Raw genomic sequence first — 18,735 nt, forward strand, 5'->3', positions numbered from 1 at the left:
CACCACCAAGATGACAATTGATGACTTATAACCAAGACAGAGCGAGCGACATCGTCCGCTCTGTCTTCGTTTAACAATACGGCTCAAGGCTCACTTGATTTCCGACAACAGATCCGGATTTGTCACAAGGTTACGCGCCCCGTGGGCGTGGTCTTCACCAAACGGGTTGTCCTTTAACCATGTATCAATCGATGTAAGGTTCAGCTTAACCACCTCTGGCCGCACGCTCCAGGTCACCTGAAAGGGCGAACCTTTTTCATTATAGCCCGGTCCGGTGGTCGATCCTTCATATTGAACCGGCGTACCCAGATCGGTTGGCAGGTTCGGCACCTGATTAAGACCGTCAATATCTTCGATCTCGGCCATTTGGGTGAAGTCTTCGCCACCTTCGGAAACCAGAACCCCGACAACCGCCTCGACACGAAGTTGCGGGTTTTTGATCTCTTCAGTCATACAGGTACCAAGGCCATGGCCGATGGTCGCCTTTGCGGTCGAATAGACAAAGTGAATTTCGATGGTGTCGCCCGGCTCAAGATCGCCATGATCGCTGGCGCCAACTTTTATGCCAATGGGCGCAAGTTCATCTTCGGTCAGTTCGCCATCATATTTAAAGCCCGTGCCATATCCCTGCCCGTCGCCATTGCCCGCGTATGTTGTGAACATGCCACCTTTATGTTCGGCACTTTCATGAAAATGAATGTCACACAGCGTCATCTTATCAACTGCGGGGGCGACGCCAAAAATACGATGGTTCTCGCCAGTTCGCGCCTCAATGTCGCGCGGTGACTGCGGACTATATCCTTTTCCATCGGTCTCAATCGCCAACGTTGCGCGTTGCTTGGCAATGACTTCGTCAGAAACACCAGTGCCCACCGTATCAGCCATCGCAGCCGTCGAAACACATGCGACCGCTACCGTTGCCAAAAGGACCGTCTTGAACATTTTCTTCTTCTCCTAATAACCGGGCGATATCGGCGAATATCCGACTGACACACGACACCACGACACCAGCGCAGCCCCGCCCGAAAGACCTTTTCGCCCCGTCAACGCAAGCACCAATGACCACAGCCTAACGGTGGTCACATGAAGTTATTCTCATGTTATCAGGATATTTGCTATTCTTCTCGTGCTGTGCCGCAGCAAAAAAACGGCAGGGCCATCTTTCTGGACGGGCCCTGCGCGTAAAACGCCATCAGTTTAAAATGATCTGTGAAATCATTGCCCCGGGGCTTGCTGCCCGTTCGATACCCCGCCCAAATCAAGCGCCAGCAGGCGTTTCTGGATTTCCTGTGACAGAACGGCACTGGGCCCCGCCTGCATCGCACGTTGATACGCCGCACGGGCCATTTCGGTCTTGCCCATCGCCAATGCATTATCGGCAAAATGCGCGATATGTTCGGCTGTTGGCATCGCCTTATTGGCACGGATAAACACTTCTTCGGCTTCGGCGTAGCGTTCCTGTTTATACAAGATCAAGCCATAGGTATCGAGTGCGCCGGGATCATCGGGCGCAACCTGCAACGCCTGTTTGGCAAGCTTTTCAGCTTCTTTCAGGTTCTCGCCGCGCACCGCATAATGATAGGCCAACCAGTTTGCCGCCCCCATATTGCCCTGACGCGCCGCCTGATAGGCCTCGGCCGTCATGGTATCGCGGTACGATTTCATCACGCTTTGGATGGTGTCCTGATCAAGCCCATCAACCCATGTCAGGCCAACGCGCACCGCCTTGCAGCCCTGCCCGCTTTGGTCCTGACAAAGTGCTACGGATTCTTCGACCGCGCCTAAAACAGTTGCCGATGGTCCGGCGGCATATTCCTTGCCCCGGGCATCGCGCGACAGTGCTTTGAAATCCATCATCGCCCGATAACGGTCATCGACCTTGGCCTGCGTTGGCGCGGCGATCATGTCCTGGGGTTCCCAGTTCGGGGCCGTATTCCCACAGGCCGCAAGGCCAAGCAAAAGGGCACCAGCCAAAAACGGGCAGATTGATCGAATATCAAACGGACGGAAATCAGGCACAGCAGTCATTCCCTGTAGTGGTATCAAAATCCAAGGACAGCATAGCGTAAATCGGTTTTTCAGGCATTAACAGCATGACCTTTATCGGGTTTGCCGCCAACGTCGTCCACCGATCTTAAGGTCGGAATAGCGCGGCGCAACCACATCGACGGCACCCTCCTGCAAATCACGCAATAGCTTGGCGTGATCATTCTGGTTACCTTCAAGCTGCAAAGTCGCAACCGATGTCCATTCGTTTTCGTCCGCCTCAAACCGATAAACCGGCGCGTAATCCTCATCGATGAAAAAGACGGCTTCTTTCGCGCCATCGCCATCCAGATCAATCAACAAAACCGAACACAGGTTATCCCCGGTTTCGTCGCGGCAGAACCGGCGATAAAATTCAAGCGACCCGGTCATCAATTTGTCGATAAGCGCGCTTGGTACCTGATGATTTTCCGGGAAGATCGGAATACGATCCACCGCGATCATATCACCGCGGTCATTGGGGTTACGGTCGCGCAAGGCGGTCAACTCCGGAACCAGACCAGGATAGGTTTCCTGAAATTCCGCAATCGCCGCAATGCCCGGATCGCCCAGTCGACCGGCCATAAAAGACAGGTCATTAAGCGTGTGGGTCGATAGCTCCGACGATGGTGCTTCGGCGGCGATTTTGTCCGCCAAGCGCGCCTTTTGACTGCGGGCTGACATGGTCACGGGATCAATGAACGGCAAATGCACGACAAATGCCATCATCGCAAAACAGATGGTCATTTGGCCAAATGTTTGGCGCAGGGCATTGGGGGTGGATTGACGTCGACCAAAGGCGGCAACGGCCAACCAAATGGTCGCAAACAACATAAATAGCGCCGCCCAGATGGCATAAATCCGCGACGGTGTTAGGCCATAATCGGCCATGCGCAGCCAAATGGTATAGATCGCAATCGCGGCAAAAACCGGTGCCATCCATAACGTCACCCGGAATATACGATCACCGATCTTGCCAAACAGGGTCGGCTCTTCGCCCGCCTGAACCGCACCAAACAGCAAATAGGTCAAACCGGCCGCCGCCGCCATCACCGTCCACCAAACGCCAAATTCCTGCGCGACCAGAATTTGCCAGCCACCGAAAACAGCAACCGCTAAGAACACCAGCAGGCCACAGGCCTGAATAGGATACAGCACCCTAAACAGCACGCCGATCACTTGGCGCACCGGGATCAAAAGATTGCCTTTTTCCTGCGCGATCAAAACACCGGTGGCAAACGCCACACCAGATAAGGGGGCGGCGATATATCCCTCGGCGATGAAGTCCCAAATCAGATCAAGCCCAACCAGCTCAAGCAATAAGGTCATCGCATACAAAAGCGGCCAAAGAATACCAATGGCCAAAAGCCCAAAGGCCAGCGACAGCTTGATCGACCAGATTTCAGGCACCAACGCCGCGCGGTCACGATTGTTTGGCAAAACCGTTGTTTGCGGGCGGGCCCAAATGCGCCATGCCGCCACAGCAATCCCGACCCAGATCGCCTGACATACCAAAAGCCCGGTTGTCGGAATGTCGGTGACATAATCCAAGCCAACAAAAATCTGGAAACTTAACACCTGAAGGGCTGCAAGCAGTGACGCGCCAATGGCAAAAAGCGCATCATCGCGCAGATTGCGCACGCCAATCGCAAACCAGCTGCAAAAGGCAATGCTTGCGACAAACGTCATCAGACTGGCCAGGACATATTCATCCACTGGCGCGTAATTGCTGAGATACCAAAACGCCAATCCATATGCCGCCCCGCTTAGCGGAAACATCCAGTGTCTGTTCTTCATTGATCTGCCCATGCTCGTGTCTAGGTGCGGTCTTGTCGCCGCGAAATGATTTTAAATCGAAAAGCTAGTTAAACAGAAAAAGCCGCCAGGATCATTAGATCACTGGCGGCTTTAACATGTTGGCGTAAAACGCCTATTTTAGGGCAACCCGATGCACCATTAGGCGCGACGTTCTGCAATCATCTTCTTGATTTCAGTAATCGCAAGCGACGGGTTCAAGCCTTTCGGGCAGGTATTGGTGCAGTTCATGATCGTGTGGCAACGATACAGGCGGAACGGATCTTCGAGTGCATCGAGACGTTCACCGGTATATTCGTCACGCGAGTCTGCCAACCAACGGTACGCCTGAAGCAAAACAGCCGGGCCGAGGAATCGGTCGGAGTTCCACCAATAAGACGGGCACGCGGTCGAGCAGGAGAAGCACAAAATGCATTCCCACAAACCGTCAAGCTTGGCACGTTCTTCACGCGACTGCAGACGTTCGCCATCTGGCGGGGTCGGGCTATCGGCCTTCAACCACGGCTCGATCGACGCGAGCTGTGCATAAGGCTGCGACAGGTCCGGCACAAGATCCTTGACCACCGGCATATGCGGCAGCGGGTAAATCTTGACTTCGCCCTTGATGTCATCAATCGGCTTCAGACACGCAAGCGTGTTACGGCCATCAATGTTCATCGCACACGAACCGCAAATGCCTTCACGGCACGAACGGCGGAAAGTCAGGGTCGCGTCGATCTCGTTCTTAATCTTGATCAGCGCGTCAAGAACCATCGGACCACACTTATCAAGATCGATATCATAAGTGTCGGTACGCGGGTTATCGCCGCTGTCAGGATCATAACGATAGATCTTGAAGCTACGTGTGTTCTTCGCGTCAGCCGGAGCAGAGAACGACTTGCCCTCTTTTACGACCGAATTGGCGGGAAGATTGAATTCTGCCATCTCTCAAATCCTCTCTTGCCGCGCCTTAATAGACGCGCTCTTTCGGCTCGATGTATGACACTTCGTCGGTAAGGGTGAAGTTGTTGACCGGACGATATGTCAGTTCAACGTCGTAACCCTTGCTGTCATCCACCTTGGCAATGGTGTGCTTCATCCAGACTTCGTCATCACGTTTCGGGTGATCTTCGTGGGCATGTGCCCCACGTGATTCGTGACGCGCTTCTGCCGAATTCATGGTCGCTGCGGCACAGGTCATGAGGTTCTCAAGCTCGAGAGTCTCGACCAGGTCCGAGTTCCAGATAAGCGAACGATCCGAAACACCAATATCGGTAAGCGTTTTGGCGGTTTCAGAAAGCTTGTCCTTACCTTCTTTCAGAATGTCCGAAGTCCGGAACACGCCGCAGTTACCCTGCATCACGCGCTGCATTTCCAAGCGGATGTCGGCGGTCGGACGTGAACCTTTGGCCCAACGCAGACGATCAAACCGTGCAATCGCTTCGTCGCCGTCAGTCCCTTTAAGCTCCTTGAAGGATGCTTTGGAATCGACGACTTCAGCGGCATGCATGCCGCATGCACGACCAAACACGACCAGATCAAGCAGCGAGTTGGTGCCAAGGCGGTTTGCGCCATGGACCGACACACAGGCAGCTTCACCTGCCGCCATCAGGCCCGGCACAATTGCGTTCGGGTCTTTGGCGGTCGGGCGCAGAACTTCGCCCTTATAGTTGGTCGGAATGCCGCCCATGTTGTAATGGACCGTCGGAAGAACCGGGATCGGTTCTTTGGTCGCATCAACACCGGCAAAGATTTTTGCGGTTTCGGTAATACCCGGCAGACGTTCCCACAGCACTTCCGAACCAAGATGTTCTAGGTGCAAGTGGATATATTCGCCGTGTTCGCCAACACCACGACCATCACGGATTTCCTGTGCCATACCGCGCGAAACAACGTCACGCGATGCAAGGTCCTTAACGGTCGGCGCATAACGTTCCATGAAACGTTCGCCTTCGGAGTTGGTCAGATAACCGCCTTCACCGCGGGCACCCTCGGTGATCAAGCAGCCCGAACCGTAAATGCCGGTCGGGTGGAACTGAACAAATTCCATGTCCTGCAACCCAAGGCCCGCACGTGCGACCATGCCATGACCGTCACCGGTACAGGTATGCGCCGAGGTGCAGCTAAAGAATGCACGGCCATAACCGCCAGATGCCAGAATAACCATTTTGGCATTGAAGCGATGCAGTTCTCCGCTATCAAGATCCCAAGCAACCAGACCTTTGCACGAACCGTCTTCATCCATGATCAGATCAAGCGCGATATATTCGACAAAGAATTCTGCTTTGTGCTTCAGGCACTGTTGATACAGCGTATGAAGCATCGCATGACCGGTACGGTCAGCAGCAGCACAGGCACGTTCAACCGGCGCCTTGCCGTGGTCACGGGTGTGGCCACCGAACGGACGCTGATAGATTTTGCCATCTTCGGTCCGCGAGAACGGCATACCGTAATGTTCAAGTTCATGAACCGCCGGAACGGCGTTACGGCACATATATTCGATCGCGTCCTGATCGCCGAGCCAGTCAGACCCTTTGACGGTGTCATACATATGCCACTGCCAGTGATCCTCGGACATGTTGCCCAGCGACGCGCCGATACCACCCTGGGCGGCAACGGTGTGTGAACGGGTCGGGAAGACCTTGGTGATACACGCAGTCTTAAGCCCGGCTTCCACCGTGCCCAGCGTCGCGCGCAAACCAGCGCCGCCTGCACCCATAACAACGACGTCGTAGTTATGATCGATGATTTTATAAGATTCAGTCATTGGCTCAGGCTCCGGCAAAAACGATACGTAGAACTGATACGATCGCCGCGACTGACAAGAAGGTCAGTACAGCCTTGATCAGCATCAACGAAATCATCTCTGCTTTACGGTTATGCACATAGTCTTCGATCACGACCTGCAAGCCATGCGAGGCATGAATAGCAAAACTGACGATCAAAAGAATCATCATGGTCGAATGGAAGTACGAGCTCAGCCACGCTTGGACGGCGTAATAGTTGGCTGCATGGCCCGACAGAATCGAAATTATGAACCAGATGCCGAGCGGAAGGTTCGCCATGGCTGTAACGCGCTGGGTCCACCAGTGCGATGCGCCACTTTTCGCAGAACCAAGACCGCGAACACGGCCAAGATCGGATTGCATCTTCATGACAAAATTGTCCCCTCTTGCCCGGCCTTAAACTAGGCCGATGATCCAGGTGAGAATGGTCAGCACAACTGCCGCGCCAAGAACGATGGGGTTGCCTTTTGCAGCACCCTCATTGGACAGGCCGCGACCAGTATCCCACATCAGATGTCGGACACCGTTGCAGGCGTGGTAATAAAACGCCGCTGTCCAACCGAACAGCAACACAAGACCAAACCACGAGGTGAAAAATGCCTGATAGCCATCAAAGGCGTCACGGCCAGCGCCGGCACCAATCAGCCAAGACGCTAAAAATACGAAACCAATGGCAAGGCCGATCCCCATCACGCGGAATGTGATAGACATCTTTGCTGCCAAAGGAAGCCGGTACACCTGTAAATGCGGAGACAGCGGCCGATTGGCTTTGCTCATAACGGAATTGCCTCTTCTCAAAGTAGCTGGCGGGAAAGCAGGGTTTATTTACCCATGCGAGCCGTTTGAGTCAATCTGAACCCCTTTGCAAACCAAAGAAATCAGTGACTAAATCGGATTTTCGCATCCGTATAACTACATAGGTTAACCTCTCAGACACCGTAAACGACCCGCGGGAAGGGCCCAAAACACAACCTTGGTCATGCTTCTGATGTGCATACGGCGTAACGTGAACTTAGCAATTGCACAATTAGACCTTATTACGCAAGGTCACAACAATTGGATTACCATATCTAACAAGTTGAACGCACTCTGCCTTATCTGGGGATTAGAACGGTATAGTCAAAGTCCAAAAGAACATCGTTTTGATATTTTCCGTCTTCTGACCGCAACGGAAAGTCACTGGCCGGGCGCCCGCGCACGGCAACCAACCGCAACCTAAGCGCACCAAGATCACACCGCGCAGGCAGTTCAAACCTATCTAAAACCTCAGACCAGGCAAAAACAGTATCCCCGGCAAAGGCCGGATTGGCATGCGCCCCGGCATTGATCGCAGCAATTTTAAACGCGTTCCCCAACCCGTTAAACGACAGCACGCGTGCCAACGAAATAATATGCCCCCCATATATCAGCCGCTTGCCAAACCGCCCCGCACTTGCGGCGACCTGATCAAAATGGACCTTGGCGGTATTTTGATACAGACGCGTTGCGATCTGATGTTCGGCCTCTTCAATCGTCATTCCGTCAATATGGTCGATCTTTTCCCCGACCTGATAATCGCCCCAAAGATGGGCTGATCCCGAAAGGGCGCGATCATAATCGGATGTATCAAGCCCAACAGGTACTTGAAGCGCTTCTGGCGCCACAACCTTGGGCAATTCTGGCAAAACCGTTTCAGGTGCAGGGGCAGACGGATCATTTTTCACCACCATCACCCAACGATTATAATCAAGGACCATCTCGCCGCGCTGATTGCGTCCGACCGTATTGACGTAAACCACCCCGGTCTTGCCGTTTGAATTTTGCTTAAGCCCGGTCACGGTTGAAACCGAGTGGATCGTATCGCCGGGATAAACCGGAACGCCAAACACCCCGCCGCCATAGCCCAAATTGGCCACCGCATTTAGCGACACGTCCGGCACGGTTTTGCCAAACACCACATGAAACGCCAAAAGATCATCGACCGGGGCAGCTTTAAACCCAATGCGATGGGCATATTCATCAGACGACTGCACGGCAAAGCGCGGTCCATACAGCCCATTATAAAGGGCCACATCCCCAGATGTGATGGTGCGCGGCGTCGCGTGGCGGATTTCCTGCCCAATGCGGAAATCTTCGAAATAATTGCCCAGATTGGTCTTCGAGGTCGTCTTTGAATTGCTCTTTGAAGTGGCTTTTGACATACACCGCGCTCCCTAAAAGGCCGAAACTTCTGCAAACGCTTGGATCAGACGAATTAGGCAGCATCCATTTCGCGGATCAAATCGGCCATGGTCACCAATTTTTGCGCCGACACCACATGCAGGTTTTCAATCAGCTTGCCATCAACCACCACAACCCCCTGCCCCTTGGACGCGGCATCTTCATGGGCGGCAATGATTTTGCGCGCCCACGCCACATCGTCGTCACTTGGCGCAAAGGCCCGATTGGCAGCCGCAATGGTTTTGGGATGAATAAGCGTCTTGCCGTCAAACCCCATGTCGCGGCCTTGCTGGCAGGATGCGGCAAATCCGTCTTCATCAGACAGATCAAGATGCACGCCATCCAAAATCGCCAAGCCATACGCCCGTGCTGCCAAAAGACACAAACCAAGGCTTGTGATCATCGGCTGCCGGTCCGGGGTATGGGCGCAATTTAAATCCTTTGCCAAATCAGATGTGCCCATGACAAACCCACCCAGCTTGGGATGCGCGCCAGCAATTTCCTTGGCACTCAGCATCGCAAGCGGGGTTTCCATCATGCACCAGATGCGCATGTCTTCATGCGCCCCTTCGGCCTGCATGATTGTTGCCACTTGGCGCACGGTATCGGCACTTTCGACCTTGGGCAGCAAAATCGCATCCGCTGATGTTTTGGCCGCGGCAACAATATCGGCGTAGCCCCACGGGGTATTCAGGCCATTGGTCCTGATCTGAATTTCGCGCTTGCCATATCCGCCCTCGGCCAAGGCAGACACGATTTGATCGCGCGCGCTATCCTTTGCATCGGGTGCCACCGCATCTTCCAGATCAAGGATCAAACCATCCGCTGGCAGGCTCCTGCCCTTTTCCAATGCACGGGCATTCGATCCCGGCATATACAAAACAGAACGACGCGGACGCGCAGCAGCAGTCATCAGGACTCTCCCAGTTGATAATTTTCGTTCAATATTGATTGTTTATTTTTACGAAAATTACCCAAACTTGTTGTGCACTGCAAGCCACTTTTTGCGTTGCGGCACGTCCGAGCTAGAAAACCAGCCCGGCATTAACGCGTTTGGTCAACTGATCGGTCAGATCCGAAAAGCTGACCAAGTCGCCATCTTCATCGCGCGGCAAAACAGTCACGGTGGCACTGCGTCCCGCCACAAGGCGGACACCGTCTGGCACTTTATCAATTGCAATACGGACCGGCACGCGTTGGGCCAAACGCACCCAGCTAAAGGTTGGCTTTACGACGGCCAGACCACCAGAACTGCCGGATCGCTCGCTGTCTTGAATGCCGCTTGCGATGCTGACGACATGGCCAAAAATCGGATGCTCATCGCCCATCAACTTGATTTCGACCCGATCATTAATCGCGATGCGCGGCAGTTTGTTTTCTTCGAAATACCCCGCAACATAAAACGACGTACTGTCGACCAAGGCTGCAACGGCCGATCCCGCCCCGACATAATTGCCCGGACGCAGGGAAAAGTTTGTCACCACCCCATCAACCGACGCCACCACACGGGTGCGCTCCAAATTAAGCTCCGCCAAATCAAGGTCCGCCTTGGCAAGGTCCATGGCCGACTGGGCAGTTTGCAGGTCGGTTTCGACCTGTTCTTTTTTCTGGCGCGATACAACGCCGCTATCAAGACCCTGATAGCGTTTTACTTCGCGTGATGCCTGATCGCGGGCCGCGGCCGCACTTGAAAGTTTTGCCTTGGCCTGGTCGACCGCCACCTGATAGCGCGCCGGGTCAAGGGTGAACAAAACATCGCCCGCCTTGACCGTCTGGTTGTCATGCACATTCACATGGCTGACCAACCCCGAAACATCCGGGGCGATGGAAACCACATCGGCACTGATCCGCCCATCACGGGTCCATGGTTCATTCATGTAATAATCATAAAGGTGCAGCGCACCGGCAACAGCGGCAATCACCAGAACAAGCGTAAAGGCAATGCGCCCAAATTTTGCAAAAAACGATTTCATTTCATCACCTATTGAATGAACAGGGCCGAAAGTCCGGTCAGGATCAGCACATAGAGGGCTAAGTCTGTCAGAGCGGGATGAACGGTTATTTTGTAAAAACCGATCCGCGCCAGACCAACATGGGCGATTTTCAAACACCCCCATGCCGCCAGTGCAATCACCAGTAACGTCGGAACATACAGGCCATAAATATTAAGAGTTTGGTTGATCATGCGGTGTCTCCGATCAGACCGCCTGCATGCGGCGCATCCGATCCGTTTCGTAAAGTCGTATTGCCCGCCACGGCAAAAGCAGGTGCGCCCTCCTTGGCAAGAGTCCGGCGCAACGCCACCAACGCAATAAGCAGCTTTTCGCGGTTTGGACCTTCTGGCAGGGCAATCGCGTCACACAGAACGCCATCAACCCCAGTCAGGATCACGTCATCGGGCGGGCGGTTAAAATCATCCAGTCTGTCTTCGAAATGCCGGGCGGTGTTTTCCAATACATCGTCAATCTTGGCCGACAATGCCGGTCCAATCTCAATACGCAGCTGACGCAGGTCATAAAGCACCGCGGCAATCGTGACTTCGGGCATCACGCGCAGCAACGTTTCACGGTGTTCAGGCGCCATCGCCAACCGCGGCAAGATCAAGCCCTGCCGATCCAAAAGACGGCGGATCATCATCATCCGGCCCAGCTTTAATTTGCCTTTGGCTACCGCGGCAATGTCACGCCAATTGGCGCGAACAAGGCTGCGAATGGATCGATCGACGGGCACAACCCGGATAAAGGATGTGAAAATCGCCGCCACGCCAAACCCAAAAAGCGATGCAATCCCACCACCCAAAAGCATCTCGACATTGCTGGTATAAGACGAACTGACATTCAAGATCATGACCACATTGACCAACATCGCCAAGCCAAAGCCATATGTTTGCGGCGACGTGATCAACACGCCCAGCAAAATGAAATAAGGCGCAAAAGACAATGCCAAAAGCGGGAACCCATCAATGCCCGGCAGGATCACAAGGCTGTAAATAAGCACCACCCCAACCGCCATCGCGGTATAGCGGATAAAGCCCTTAAGGGCCGGAACCGGGTTATCAAGAAACGACATGATGCTGGATCCAACCGCCGCCATCATCGCCGCGGTCGCCCCACTGGGCCATCCCGACATGATCCAGAATGCACAGACCACCGCCGTTGCAATCGATGCCGTCACGCCACAACGAAACGCCACGCCATAATCACGGTGCAAACTGCGATCACGGCCGACTTCACGCCAGCGGTTCACCAACATATCGGGCACATCACCGGCCCGAATACCCGCCCAAAGCGCATGACAATCGGTGTGATAATCCACAAGCCGATGCAGGCGATCACATAAATTCAATTGCAACAAAGACGCCCAGTCATCCCGCCCGCGAAGGGTCGCGGCATAGGTGTTAATCGCCTCATGCAACTCAGCCGCCTGCTCAACACCATGTGTTTGGGCCTGAATGGAGTCCGACACCTGCGTCAATAACGGGGTTAATTCCGCCGGAATGGATCCATTTTCCGTCTTAAGCGCGACCAATCGGTCGTAAATCCCGTAAAACACCGGCAAAATCGCCGCCATCGCGCTTTGCAGGGCCTGCAAATGACGCGTACGCCCGGCGAAACGGGATTTTTCATATCCCAAATGCAGGGCCAAGCCATGTAATTCGCCAAGGTCCGCCGCGATGCGGGCCCGATCGTTCTGAATGGCTTCGCCGTCTGCGTCCGGATCGAAGCTTTCTTCGCCCAGTTTGGCGATATCGGTCATCCACCCGTCAACACGCCCGGCAATCACCGGCCCGATGTGACGGGGAAAAACAACGTGGCTGACCAGTGTGGCACACAGGATGCCCAGACTGATTTCTTGGAAACGCGCAATCGCCGTATCAAACACAATGCCAGGGTCCGATACACACGGAAAACCAACAATCGCCGCGGTATATCCCGCCAACATAAAGACATAACTGCGCGGGGTGCGATCCAGCCGCGACATAAACAGGCAAAAGCCCACCCAAATCGACAGCACCGCCGATAAAACAACCGGCGCATTGACGAAATTGGGCACAAAGGCAACAGCGGCAACCGCGCCTAATATGGTGCCGAGCACACGGTAAATCGCCTTTGATCCCAAAACACCCGACATCGGATGGGCAACGATATAAACCGTCGCCATCGCCCACACCGGGCGATCAAGGTCAAACATCAACGCAATATAAAGTGCCAGGATCGACGCAGCAAAGGTCTTAAGCGAAAAGACCCAATCAGCGACGGACGGTCGCAGCGCAAGGATGGATTTTAACATATCAGCCGACCTTACTGCCCATCGCCACGAAGGATAAGCTTACCCAAAAGGCTGTGCATGACCTCAAGCGTGCGATCAAGATCTTTGGCATCGATATCGGCGGTCAGTTCGCTGCGCAGCTGGCCCAAGATCGTCTCGACCTCGGTCGCCTTTTGCTTACCCGCATCGGTCAGCGCCACCATTTTCGCCCGACGGTCGGTGGGGTCGCAGACCCGCGTCACCAACCCGTCGCGTTCCAATCCATCAATCACCCGCACAAGTGACGGTCCCTCGACCCCGATTTCATCGGCGATCAGGCCCTGGCGCGCGGCACCGCCACCGCGATGAAGCGCAATCAGCGGCATCACCATGGTTTGCGACAGACCAGACGACAAAAGCGTTCTGTTCACTTCGCGCTGCCAACCCCGCGCAACGCGCATCAACGCACTGCCAAGGGTCAAATATCCGGGTTCATGATCAATTTTTTCCATGCCCGGACCATAGCATGAAAATTAGATAGGATTCTAACTATTAACAATCTACCTGTTATGCAGCCTGCGCATAGGAACCAGAATAATTCACAGAGACCCGCTATGATTTTGTTTTTGTGGAATAAAAAACCGCAGCTCGGAAGCAGGCGAGAAATTCCGGCTTAGTCCGGCTTCCCAAACAAACCTGTCATCATCATGCTGGTAACGCTGGGAACTTCGTTTAGCGCCCGCCCATTGGCCAAAAATACCACGGCGGTTTTCTGTTCCGGGAACCATGAAAATTCGGCGGAATAACCAAAGTAAATCCCGTCATGCCCCCAAACCGGCCCCCAATCGGTGCTGCCGATCATAAGGCCATAGCCATACGAACCGTTGCCGGCAAAAATCGTATCGGTGGTCGCACGCTTTAATGCATTTGGCCCCAACAACACGCCATCAACAAACAGCGCACGGGCAAATTTGATCAAATCTTCTGCGGTCGACATCACGCCGCCATCGGCCAATTGATCGCCCACATCATAATCGGTGACGTCTTCAAGCTGCCCGTCATCATTTGCATCATCAAAACCGCGCGCCAAAAGGGCTGGACGCGGAAAACGACCAAAGGCCGTATTGGTCATTTCAGCAGGCTCGAAAATGCGGCGATTAAACACCGCCTCGATATGATCCCCTTCGACGGCCTCGATCATCACACCCAGCAAAATGAAATTGCTGTTGGATGATGCATAGGTTGAACCGGGCTTGAAATACGCATCATGGTCGGCAATCAGCGGCAACAACTCAATATTGCGCCAACCATGTTTGGGATCGCGCCCGACCAATTGGAAAAAGAATTCGCCATCAAGATAATCAGGAATACCCGAACTGTTACGCAACAGATCACGCAGCGTCGCGGTATCAGCATTGGCAATGCGCCCCTGAAATTCCTTGGGCAGGAATTTGCCAATCTTGTCGGACAAATCAATCCGCTTTTCCGATGCTAACTGCAAAGTCACCACCGCTGTCATCATTTTGGTCAGCGATCCGATATAAAACTGCCGGTCCGTGGTCATGCCTTCATCGGGGCGCACCGATGCATATCCGGTCGCCGCCAATCGCATCGCCCCCGTGTCATAGCCAACACCGAGAACAGCACCGGGCAACCCGGCCTGTTCAACATATTGATGCAAAAACGTTGTTAAGGGATCTGAACCAGATTTTGGCGCGGGTTTTGACGGGGCTGTTTTTGTCTGCGCCAAGGCCGGGGCCGCAACGCCCCACACGAAGATCAGGCAAATCGCCAACAAAAAGGCACCACCCTCTTTGCGCATTTGCGCCCCCAGGCGCGCATTCTTTGGCACGAAAACTGTCCCCGACTGATTGAAGTGCCCCCTTAATATGGTCAGCATTCGCTGTCAATCCAAGGAAAAGACACCGCTAATTCGCTATTTAAATCGGGATGGGCTCAAACTTTTCATGAAATTGCAATGCTATGGACGGCTGGCACGCTCTATATCGATAATATACTGCTCAATCGCGGCCAAAAGATCTGCGGTCAAAACTTCAACAGGCGCCTCGCCTGTTTCATCAAAGGCAGCCTCAATGACAGACGTTTTCGGCCCCAGATAAACAGCATACGCGTTCAGGATGATTTCGTTTTCATCGGGATTGCCCTGGCGCGGGGCGATCTGATCAAGAATACGATCACGCAACGCCATCGCCTGTTGCAGCGACTGACCAATATCAATCAACAACAGTGCTGTAATGCGCGCATGTGCGCTGTTACCTGCATTGCGTCCCGGCCAGTCTGGCACGACGGGATAGGGCCCACCGAGTGATTCGCCCATCGCCCACTCCTGCATGATGAAATCAATTTCAGAACTGCGCAATACGCGAGTCGCCAAACAGACACAATAGCCTTCCCGGGCCCAGAACTACACTTAAGGTCAGAAACTAGCCTCCAGTATGACCTCCAAAGGGGTGACCCAAGGCCACTTAAGACCTCATTAATCGAATATCAGAAAACAACCGCTGCCCTGAAATCGACATGATAGCTGTCAAATACCCGATTCGCTCAAACCGTATACAATGTCTTTCTGATATGCACCTACCCTCAAGAACAGCACCCTGCCCCTTGCGTATTGCGAAATCTTCTCTTCATCTCAATCAACGATCACTATTTGGCCTTGTTTGTATGAACGCGCCATATTTTCTTGACCCAAGGTCATTTTACGTGAACTACACTTCGGATTGCATTCAAAATGCACAACTTAGACTAGAAGCCGTGAACGCCAGACACACCCAAAGACAACCACGGTGTTTTTAGGGAGGGGGAGCGCAACTAAATGGGGGACCGCGAAAATGACCACACCACTCAAACCATTTATCTGCGGACTGGCCTTTATGGGACTGTTATTGCCGCTCACCCAAACCGCATCTGCTGCTGATTTGAGTACCGGCTGCACCCAATGGAACGGCAACAGTACCTTCCTGGTGAATTCACCACTCACCGGTAGCCAGGTTGATTTCAAGGCTGGGGAAGTCGCCTCGATAACAGTTACCGATACCGGCGGAGGATCCACTCTTACGTTCACCTACAATGATGTTGCTAATTCCAGTCCCGAAATCTTACGATCTGTCACCGTTGCAAGCGACGCCACCGAGACTGCAAACATTACGGTTCCGCAAGATACGACAGGTGGCCAACTCCTAGTGACCAAGCTGTCTGGCACCATTACTATGACGATAAACTGCGTCGCCGGGGCAGCTCCGACGCCTACGCCTGAGCCATCAGCAGAGACGCAAACGCCCGCCAGCACAACATCTGCCGTTGTTGCAGCGGTGTCGCGATCTCAGACCAGTGTCGTGCAGCAAAATATCGGCGCACGTGTATCTGCCATAAGCAACGCGGCTGGCGGTACAACTGGTGGCGGGATAAACGGCACCCCTACTGGCTCCGACCAAACATCACTGGCTGGCAGCAACTCCACGCTTTCTTCTTTTGCATACGACCATCAGGATACCGGTTACACCACCGACGACAGTGGCGCCGGGCTCAAACAACTGGCCATGATGGGCGACTTCGACAGCTCGCAATCTTTTGGCAATAATTTGTTCAATCTTGGCCCCGCCGATCAGGGTGGAAATAGTGGCACTGGCGGCGCATCAGGACCAGATGGGCGCTCTGCCCTTTCCACGCCGTCCCCTTTCACGGTTTGGGGACATGGGTCCTATACCAACGTGGATAACGATTATGCCAACGGCACGCTAGACAGCCGCTATAACGGCGATGTCTGGGGTTACAATATCGGCCTTGATTATCAATTCACCCAGACCATGACCGCTGGCGTCTCGCTTGGTTATAACGACACGGATTTGACCACGGCGTTCAATAACGGGACGTATGACGAAACCGGCTGGGTGGTATCGCCCTATGCCATTTACAGCCCGTTTGATGGGGTAAACCTTGTCGCCGAAGCAGGCTTTGGCATGGGCGACATCGACGTTACTCGCGATAATGGCGCGGTTCGGGGCAATACCGATTCCGACATCTGGTATGGCGCAGTCTCTGCGTCCTATCGGTATCGCCCGCTAACCGATACGCCGTTGTCTCTGTCCCCCAGCGTTGCGTTGCTTGCCGCACGCAAAACGGTTGACGGATATACCGAAAGCGACGGCTCCGTGGTCAAGGCATCGCATTCCAATACCCGCCAGATCAAACCGGCCGTCGAAATGGCTTACGATTTCTATCAAGGCACCATGACGCTTACCCCCTTTATCGAAGCGGGCATGATCCATGACTTCACCGACGAGGTAAATAACGACGCCACAGCCTTCAATCTGGGCGGCGGGGTGCGGCTGTCTGACAGTCAACTTGGCCTGAATGGCGCGCTTGAAGGCAATTACCTTGCCGGACGCAGCGATTATAGCGAATACACCCTTGCTGGAACCATCACATATGGCTTTGCCCTCAAGGATGACCAAGGACGCGACCTTGGCGTCGTCAAACCGTTCTTTGGCAGCAATCTGAACGAATTTGGCAATCAGCGTTTGCGCGGTGGCTTGGGCTATGCCTATGGCGACCTCACAAGCGAGCTGAGCCTGTCGCACATGATGTCGATCGCTGACAAAGATCACCAAAACGACACCAGCAGCATCGAGGTCAGCCTCTCGCTGCCGTTCTAAAACAGGTACGTTCGGATCATATCCGAGTAAGCCGGATTAATCGGACTGCTGTGTGATCTGCTGGCACCATGCCTGCAAGGCCACACACAGTTCCGATGTCTGGACAGAAACTGTCACTTCACCAGCCTCCTCATAGACCGGCGCGATGTCGGTCGTCTGTGGCCCGACACTCAGCATGTAAGCATTCATCGCCATTTCCCAATGATCCGCGCCGCCGTCCTGCACATCTCGGACATGGGAAAGGACAATATGTGCCCAGTCCGCTGCGCGCTGAATGTCCATGACCAAGCAGGCGGCAATCCGATCGTGACCGGCATTACCAGCCACCTTACCCGGCCAATCAGGAACAGGAAAATCACCGCCTGCCATGGTATGTCTTCCTTATGGTCCTAGCTTAACGCAACGGAAAAGCTGTGTTGATGTTGCCATTGCCCAGCGTCGCAAACGCAATGAAGAACCGTGTCGTGGCGTCGTCGCCGACGCAATGGCCCGGCGTTGCTGGGTCAGGACGGTTCATACCACACGTTGCCCATCCCGGTGCGCCCGCCGGGCACGCCACTGGATTTGCATGCGCATACAGGATCGATTGAACGACTTCTGCCTGACTGCAACCGTCCGGGAAAATGGTCGAAAACTTGGCGGGGTTTGGCCCGTTCGGGTTCACCAAGATTACGTTGCCACCATATATGCCATTGGCATTCGGCGGCTGATTGACCACGACATTGGCAACCGTTGCCGGGTTTACGCCCCCCGGACGAGAATGGAATCCGGCGGCGGTACCATTCTTACGGATCTCACCACAGAAAACGTGATCCGCATTAATCGGCGGAACAGTGCCGGTCCAATGCGGGTTCGCCGGGCAAGCAACCTGCGCTGACGCCAGTTGAAGCGACAGCAAAAACACTACCGCCACCATCAACGCGCCAAAGGCAAGCACTTGGAAAAGCTTTGAAAGTGTCGTCATAAACGACCTCCTTTGCTTTGTCTGATGCAGTTCCTGTCCTTGC

The 18,735-nt window shown here is 54.0% G+C and carries 18 protein-coding genes; 1 reads left to right on the forward strand and 17 read right to left on the reverse strand.

The annotated features are described in order from the left end of the window. Window positions 1-90 precede the first annotated feature (90 nt). The 15 genes from HCZ99_RS02430 to HCZ99_RS02500 all read right to left on the reverse strand — a co-directional run bounded on the left by HCZ99_RS02430 (window position 91) and on the right by HCZ99_RS02500 (window position 15,390). Window positions 91-942: a delta-class carbonic anhydrase gene (locus HCZ99_RS02430; RefSeq protein WP_167445264.1), complete on the reverse strand. Its 852-nt coding sequence runs from the start codon at window positions 940-942 to the stop codon at window positions 91-93. A 273-nt stretch (window positions 943-1,215) separates the two neighbouring features. Then, window positions 1,216-2,019 carry a tetratricopeptide repeat protein gene (locus HCZ99_RS02435; protein WP_368484214.1) on the reverse strand — a complete coding sequence of 268 codons (804 nt, stop codon included), beginning with the start codon at window positions 2,017-2,019 and terminating at the stop codon, window positions 1,216-1,218. A gap of 81 nt (window positions 2,020-2,100) precedes the next feature. Next, window positions 2,101-3,822, reverse strand: coding sequence for a DUF4153 domain-containing protein (locus tag HCZ99_RS02440; RefSeq protein WP_167445266.1), 1,722 nt, complete (start codon window positions 3,820-3,822; stop codon window positions 2,101-2,103). A 159-nt stretch (window positions 3,823-3,981) separates the two neighbouring features. Further along, entirely contained in the window at window positions 3,982-4,764 is a 783-nt protein-coding gene (locus HCZ99_RS02445) for a succinate dehydrogenase iron-sulfur subunit (protein ID WP_167445267.1), read from the reverse strand. Between the two features lie 25 nt (window positions 4,765-4,789). Beyond that, on the reverse strand, window positions 4,790-6,586 hold the full coding sequence (gene sdhA / locus HCZ99_RS02450; RefSeq protein ID WP_167445268.1) for a succinate dehydrogenase flavoprotein subunit: 1,797 nt from the start codon (window positions 6,584-6,586) through the stop codon (window positions 4,790-4,792). 4 nt (window positions 6,587-6,590) lie between these two features. After that, window positions 6,591-6,974 (reverse strand): succinate dehydrogenase, hydrophobic membrane anchor protein, encoded by a 384-nt coding sequence (gene sdhD / locus HCZ99_RS02455; RefSeq protein WP_167445269.1) that lies wholly within the window; start codon window positions 6,972-6,974, stop codon window positions 6,591-6,593. Between the two features lie 27 nt (window positions 6,975-7,001). Beyond that, window positions 7,002-7,382, reverse strand: a complete 381-nt coding sequence (sdhC, locus tag HCZ99_RS02460; RefSeq protein WP_167445270.1) for a succinate dehydrogenase, cytochrome b556 subunit — start codon at window positions 7,380-7,382, stop codon at window positions 7,002-7,004. 317 nt (window positions 7,383-7,699) lie between these two features. Continuing rightward, complete coding sequence (locus HCZ99_RS02465) at window positions 7,700-8,785, reverse strand: MaoC family dehydratase (protein ID WP_167445271.1); 1,086 nt, start codon at window positions 8,783-8,785, stop codon at window positions 7,700-7,702. A 53-nt stretch (window positions 8,786-8,838) separates the two neighbouring features. Next, window positions 8,839-9,717, reverse strand: a complete 879-nt coding sequence (locus tag HCZ99_RS02470) for an HpcH/HpaI aldolase/citrate lyase family protein (RefSeq protein ID WP_167445272.1) — start codon at window positions 9,715-9,717, stop codon at window positions 8,839-8,841. Between the two features lie 112 nt (window positions 9,718-9,829). Further along, the gene (locus tag HCZ99_RS02475) at window positions 9,830-10,777 is read right to left on the reverse strand and encodes an efflux RND transporter periplasmic adaptor subunit (RefSeq protein ID WP_167445273.1); all 948 of its coding nucleotides are present in this window, start codon (window positions 10,775-10,777) and stop codon (window positions 9,830-9,832) included. 8 nt (window positions 10,778-10,785) lie between these two features. Beyond that, on the reverse strand, window positions 10,786-10,989 hold the full coding sequence (locus tag HCZ99_RS02480; RefSeq protein WP_175581369.1) for a DUF1656 domain-containing protein: 204 nt from the start codon (window positions 10,987-10,989) through the stop codon (window positions 10,786-10,788). Further along, window positions 10,986-13,094 (reverse strand): FUSC family protein, encoded by a 2,109-nt coding sequence (locus tag HCZ99_RS02485; protein WP_167445274.1) that lies wholly within the window; start codon window positions 13,092-13,094, stop codon window positions 10,986-10,988. The genes HCZ99_RS02480 and HCZ99_RS02485 overlap by 4 nt, the downstream gene beginning before the upstream one ends. Window positions 13,095-13,105: 11 nt before the next feature. Next, on the reverse strand, window positions 13,106-13,564 hold the full coding sequence (locus tag HCZ99_RS02490; protein WP_167445275.1) for a MarR family winged helix-turn-helix transcriptional regulator: 459 nt from the start codon (window positions 13,562-13,564) through the stop codon (window positions 13,106-13,108). 161 nt (window positions 13,565-13,725) lie between these two features. Then, complete coding sequence (locus tag HCZ99_RS02495) at window positions 13,726-14,874, reverse strand: serine hydrolase domain-containing protein (RefSeq protein WP_167445276.1); 1,149 nt, start codon at window positions 14,872-14,874, stop codon at window positions 13,726-13,728. Between the two features lie 159 nt (window positions 14,875-15,033). Continuing rightward, entirely contained in the window at window positions 15,034-15,390 is a 357-nt protein-coding gene (locus HCZ99_RS02500) for a hypothetical protein (RefSeq protein ID WP_167445277.1), read from the reverse strand. A 514-nt stretch (window positions 15,391-15,904) separates the two neighbouring features. Between HCZ99_RS02500 and HCZ99_RS02505 the strand changes: the two genes are divergently transcribed. After that, window positions 15,905-17,728 carry an autotransporter outer membrane beta-barrel domain-containing protein gene (locus HCZ99_RS02505; RefSeq protein ID WP_167445278.1) on the forward strand — a complete coding sequence of 608 codons (1,824 nt, stop codon included), beginning with the start codon at window positions 15,905-15,907 and terminating at the stop codon, window positions 17,726-17,728. 36 nt (window positions 17,729-17,764) lie between these two features. Here the strand turns inward: HCZ99_RS02505 and HCZ99_RS02510 are convergent, their stop codons facing one another. Beyond that, window positions 17,765-18,097 (reverse strand): hypothetical protein, encoded by a 333-nt coding sequence (locus tag HCZ99_RS02510; RefSeq protein ID WP_167445279.1) that lies wholly within the window; start codon window positions 18,095-18,097, stop codon window positions 17,765-17,767. Window positions 18,098-18,122: 25 nt separating this feature from the next. Beyond that, window positions 18,123-18,692, reverse strand: a complete 570-nt coding sequence (locus HCZ99_RS02515) for an EndoU domain-containing protein (RefSeq protein ID WP_167445280.1) — start codon at window positions 18,690-18,692, stop codon at window positions 18,123-18,125. Between the last annotated feature and the right edge of the window lie 43 nt (window positions 18,693-18,735).

The sequence above is a fragment of the Thalassospira lucentensis genome (assembly GCF_011806425.1).
Taxonomy (GTDB): domain Bacteria; phylum Pseudomonadota; class Alphaproteobacteria; order Rhodospirillales; family Thalassospiraceae; genus Thalassospira; species Thalassospira lucentensis_B.

Coding starts and splice junctions, on each gene's coding strand:
- HCZ99_RS02505 (WP_167445278.1), top strand. CDS start 15,905: ATGACCACACCACTCAAACCATTTATCTGCGGACTGGCCTTTATGGGA.
- HCZ99_RS02500 (WP_167445277.1), bottom strand. CDS start 15,390: ATGGGCGAATCACTCGGTGGGCCCTATCCCGTCGTGCCAGACTGGCCG.
- sdhD (WP_167445269.1), bottom strand. CDS start 6,974: ATGAAGATGCAATCCGATCTTGGCCGTGTTCGCGGTCTTGGTTCTGCG.
- HCZ99_RS02515 (WP_167445280.1), bottom strand. CDS start 18,692: ATGACGACACTTTCAAAGCTTTTCCAAGTGCTTGCCTTTGGCGCGTTG.
- HCZ99_RS02430 (WP_167445264.1), bottom strand. CDS start 942: ATGTTCAAGACGGTCCTTTTGGCAACGGTAGCGGTCGCATGTGTTTCG.
- HCZ99_RS02440 (WP_167445266.1), bottom strand. CDS start 3,822: ATGAAGAACAGACACTGGATGTTTCCGCTAAGCGGGGCGGCATATGGA.
- sdhA (WP_167445268.1), bottom strand. CDS start 6,586: ATGACTGAATCTTATAAAATCATCGATCATAACTACGACGTCGTTGTT.
- HCZ99_RS02495 (WP_167445276.1), bottom strand. CDS start 14,874: ATGCGCAAAGAGGGTGGTGCCTTTTTGTTGGCGATTTGCCTGATCTTC.
- HCZ99_RS02490 (WP_167445275.1), bottom strand. CDS start 13,564: ATGGAAAAAATTGATCATGAACCCGGATATTTGACCCTTGGCAGTGCG.
- HCZ99_RS02445 (WP_167445267.1), bottom strand. CDS start 4,764: ATGGCAGAATTCAATCTTCCCGCCAATTCGGTCGTAAAAGAGGGCAAG.
- sdhC (WP_167445270.1), bottom strand. CDS start 7,382: ATGAGCAAAGCCAATCGGCCGCTGTCTCCGCATTTACAGGTGTACCGG.
- HCZ99_RS02475 (WP_167445273.1), bottom strand. CDS start 10,777: ATGAAATCGTTTTTTGCAAAATTTGGGCGCATTGCCTTTACGCTTGTT.
- HCZ99_RS02470 (WP_167445272.1), bottom strand. CDS start 9,717: ATGACTGCTGCTGCGCGTCCGCGTCGTTCTGTTTTGTATATGCCGGGA.
- HCZ99_RS02480 (WP_175581369.1), bottom strand. CDS start 10,989: ATGATCAACCAAACTCTTAATATTTATGGCCTGTATGTTCCGACGTTA.
- HCZ99_RS02510 (WP_167445279.1), bottom strand. CDS start 18,097: ATGGCAGGCGGTGATTTTCCTGTTCCTGATTGGCCGGGTAAGGTGGCT.
- HCZ99_RS02465 (WP_167445271.1), bottom strand. CDS start 8,785: ATGTCAAAAGCCACTTCAAAGAGCAATTCAAAGACGACCTCGAAGACC.
- HCZ99_RS02485 (WP_167445274.1), bottom strand. CDS start 13,094: ATGTTAAAATCCATCCTTGCGCTGCGACCGTCCGTCGCTGATTGGGTC.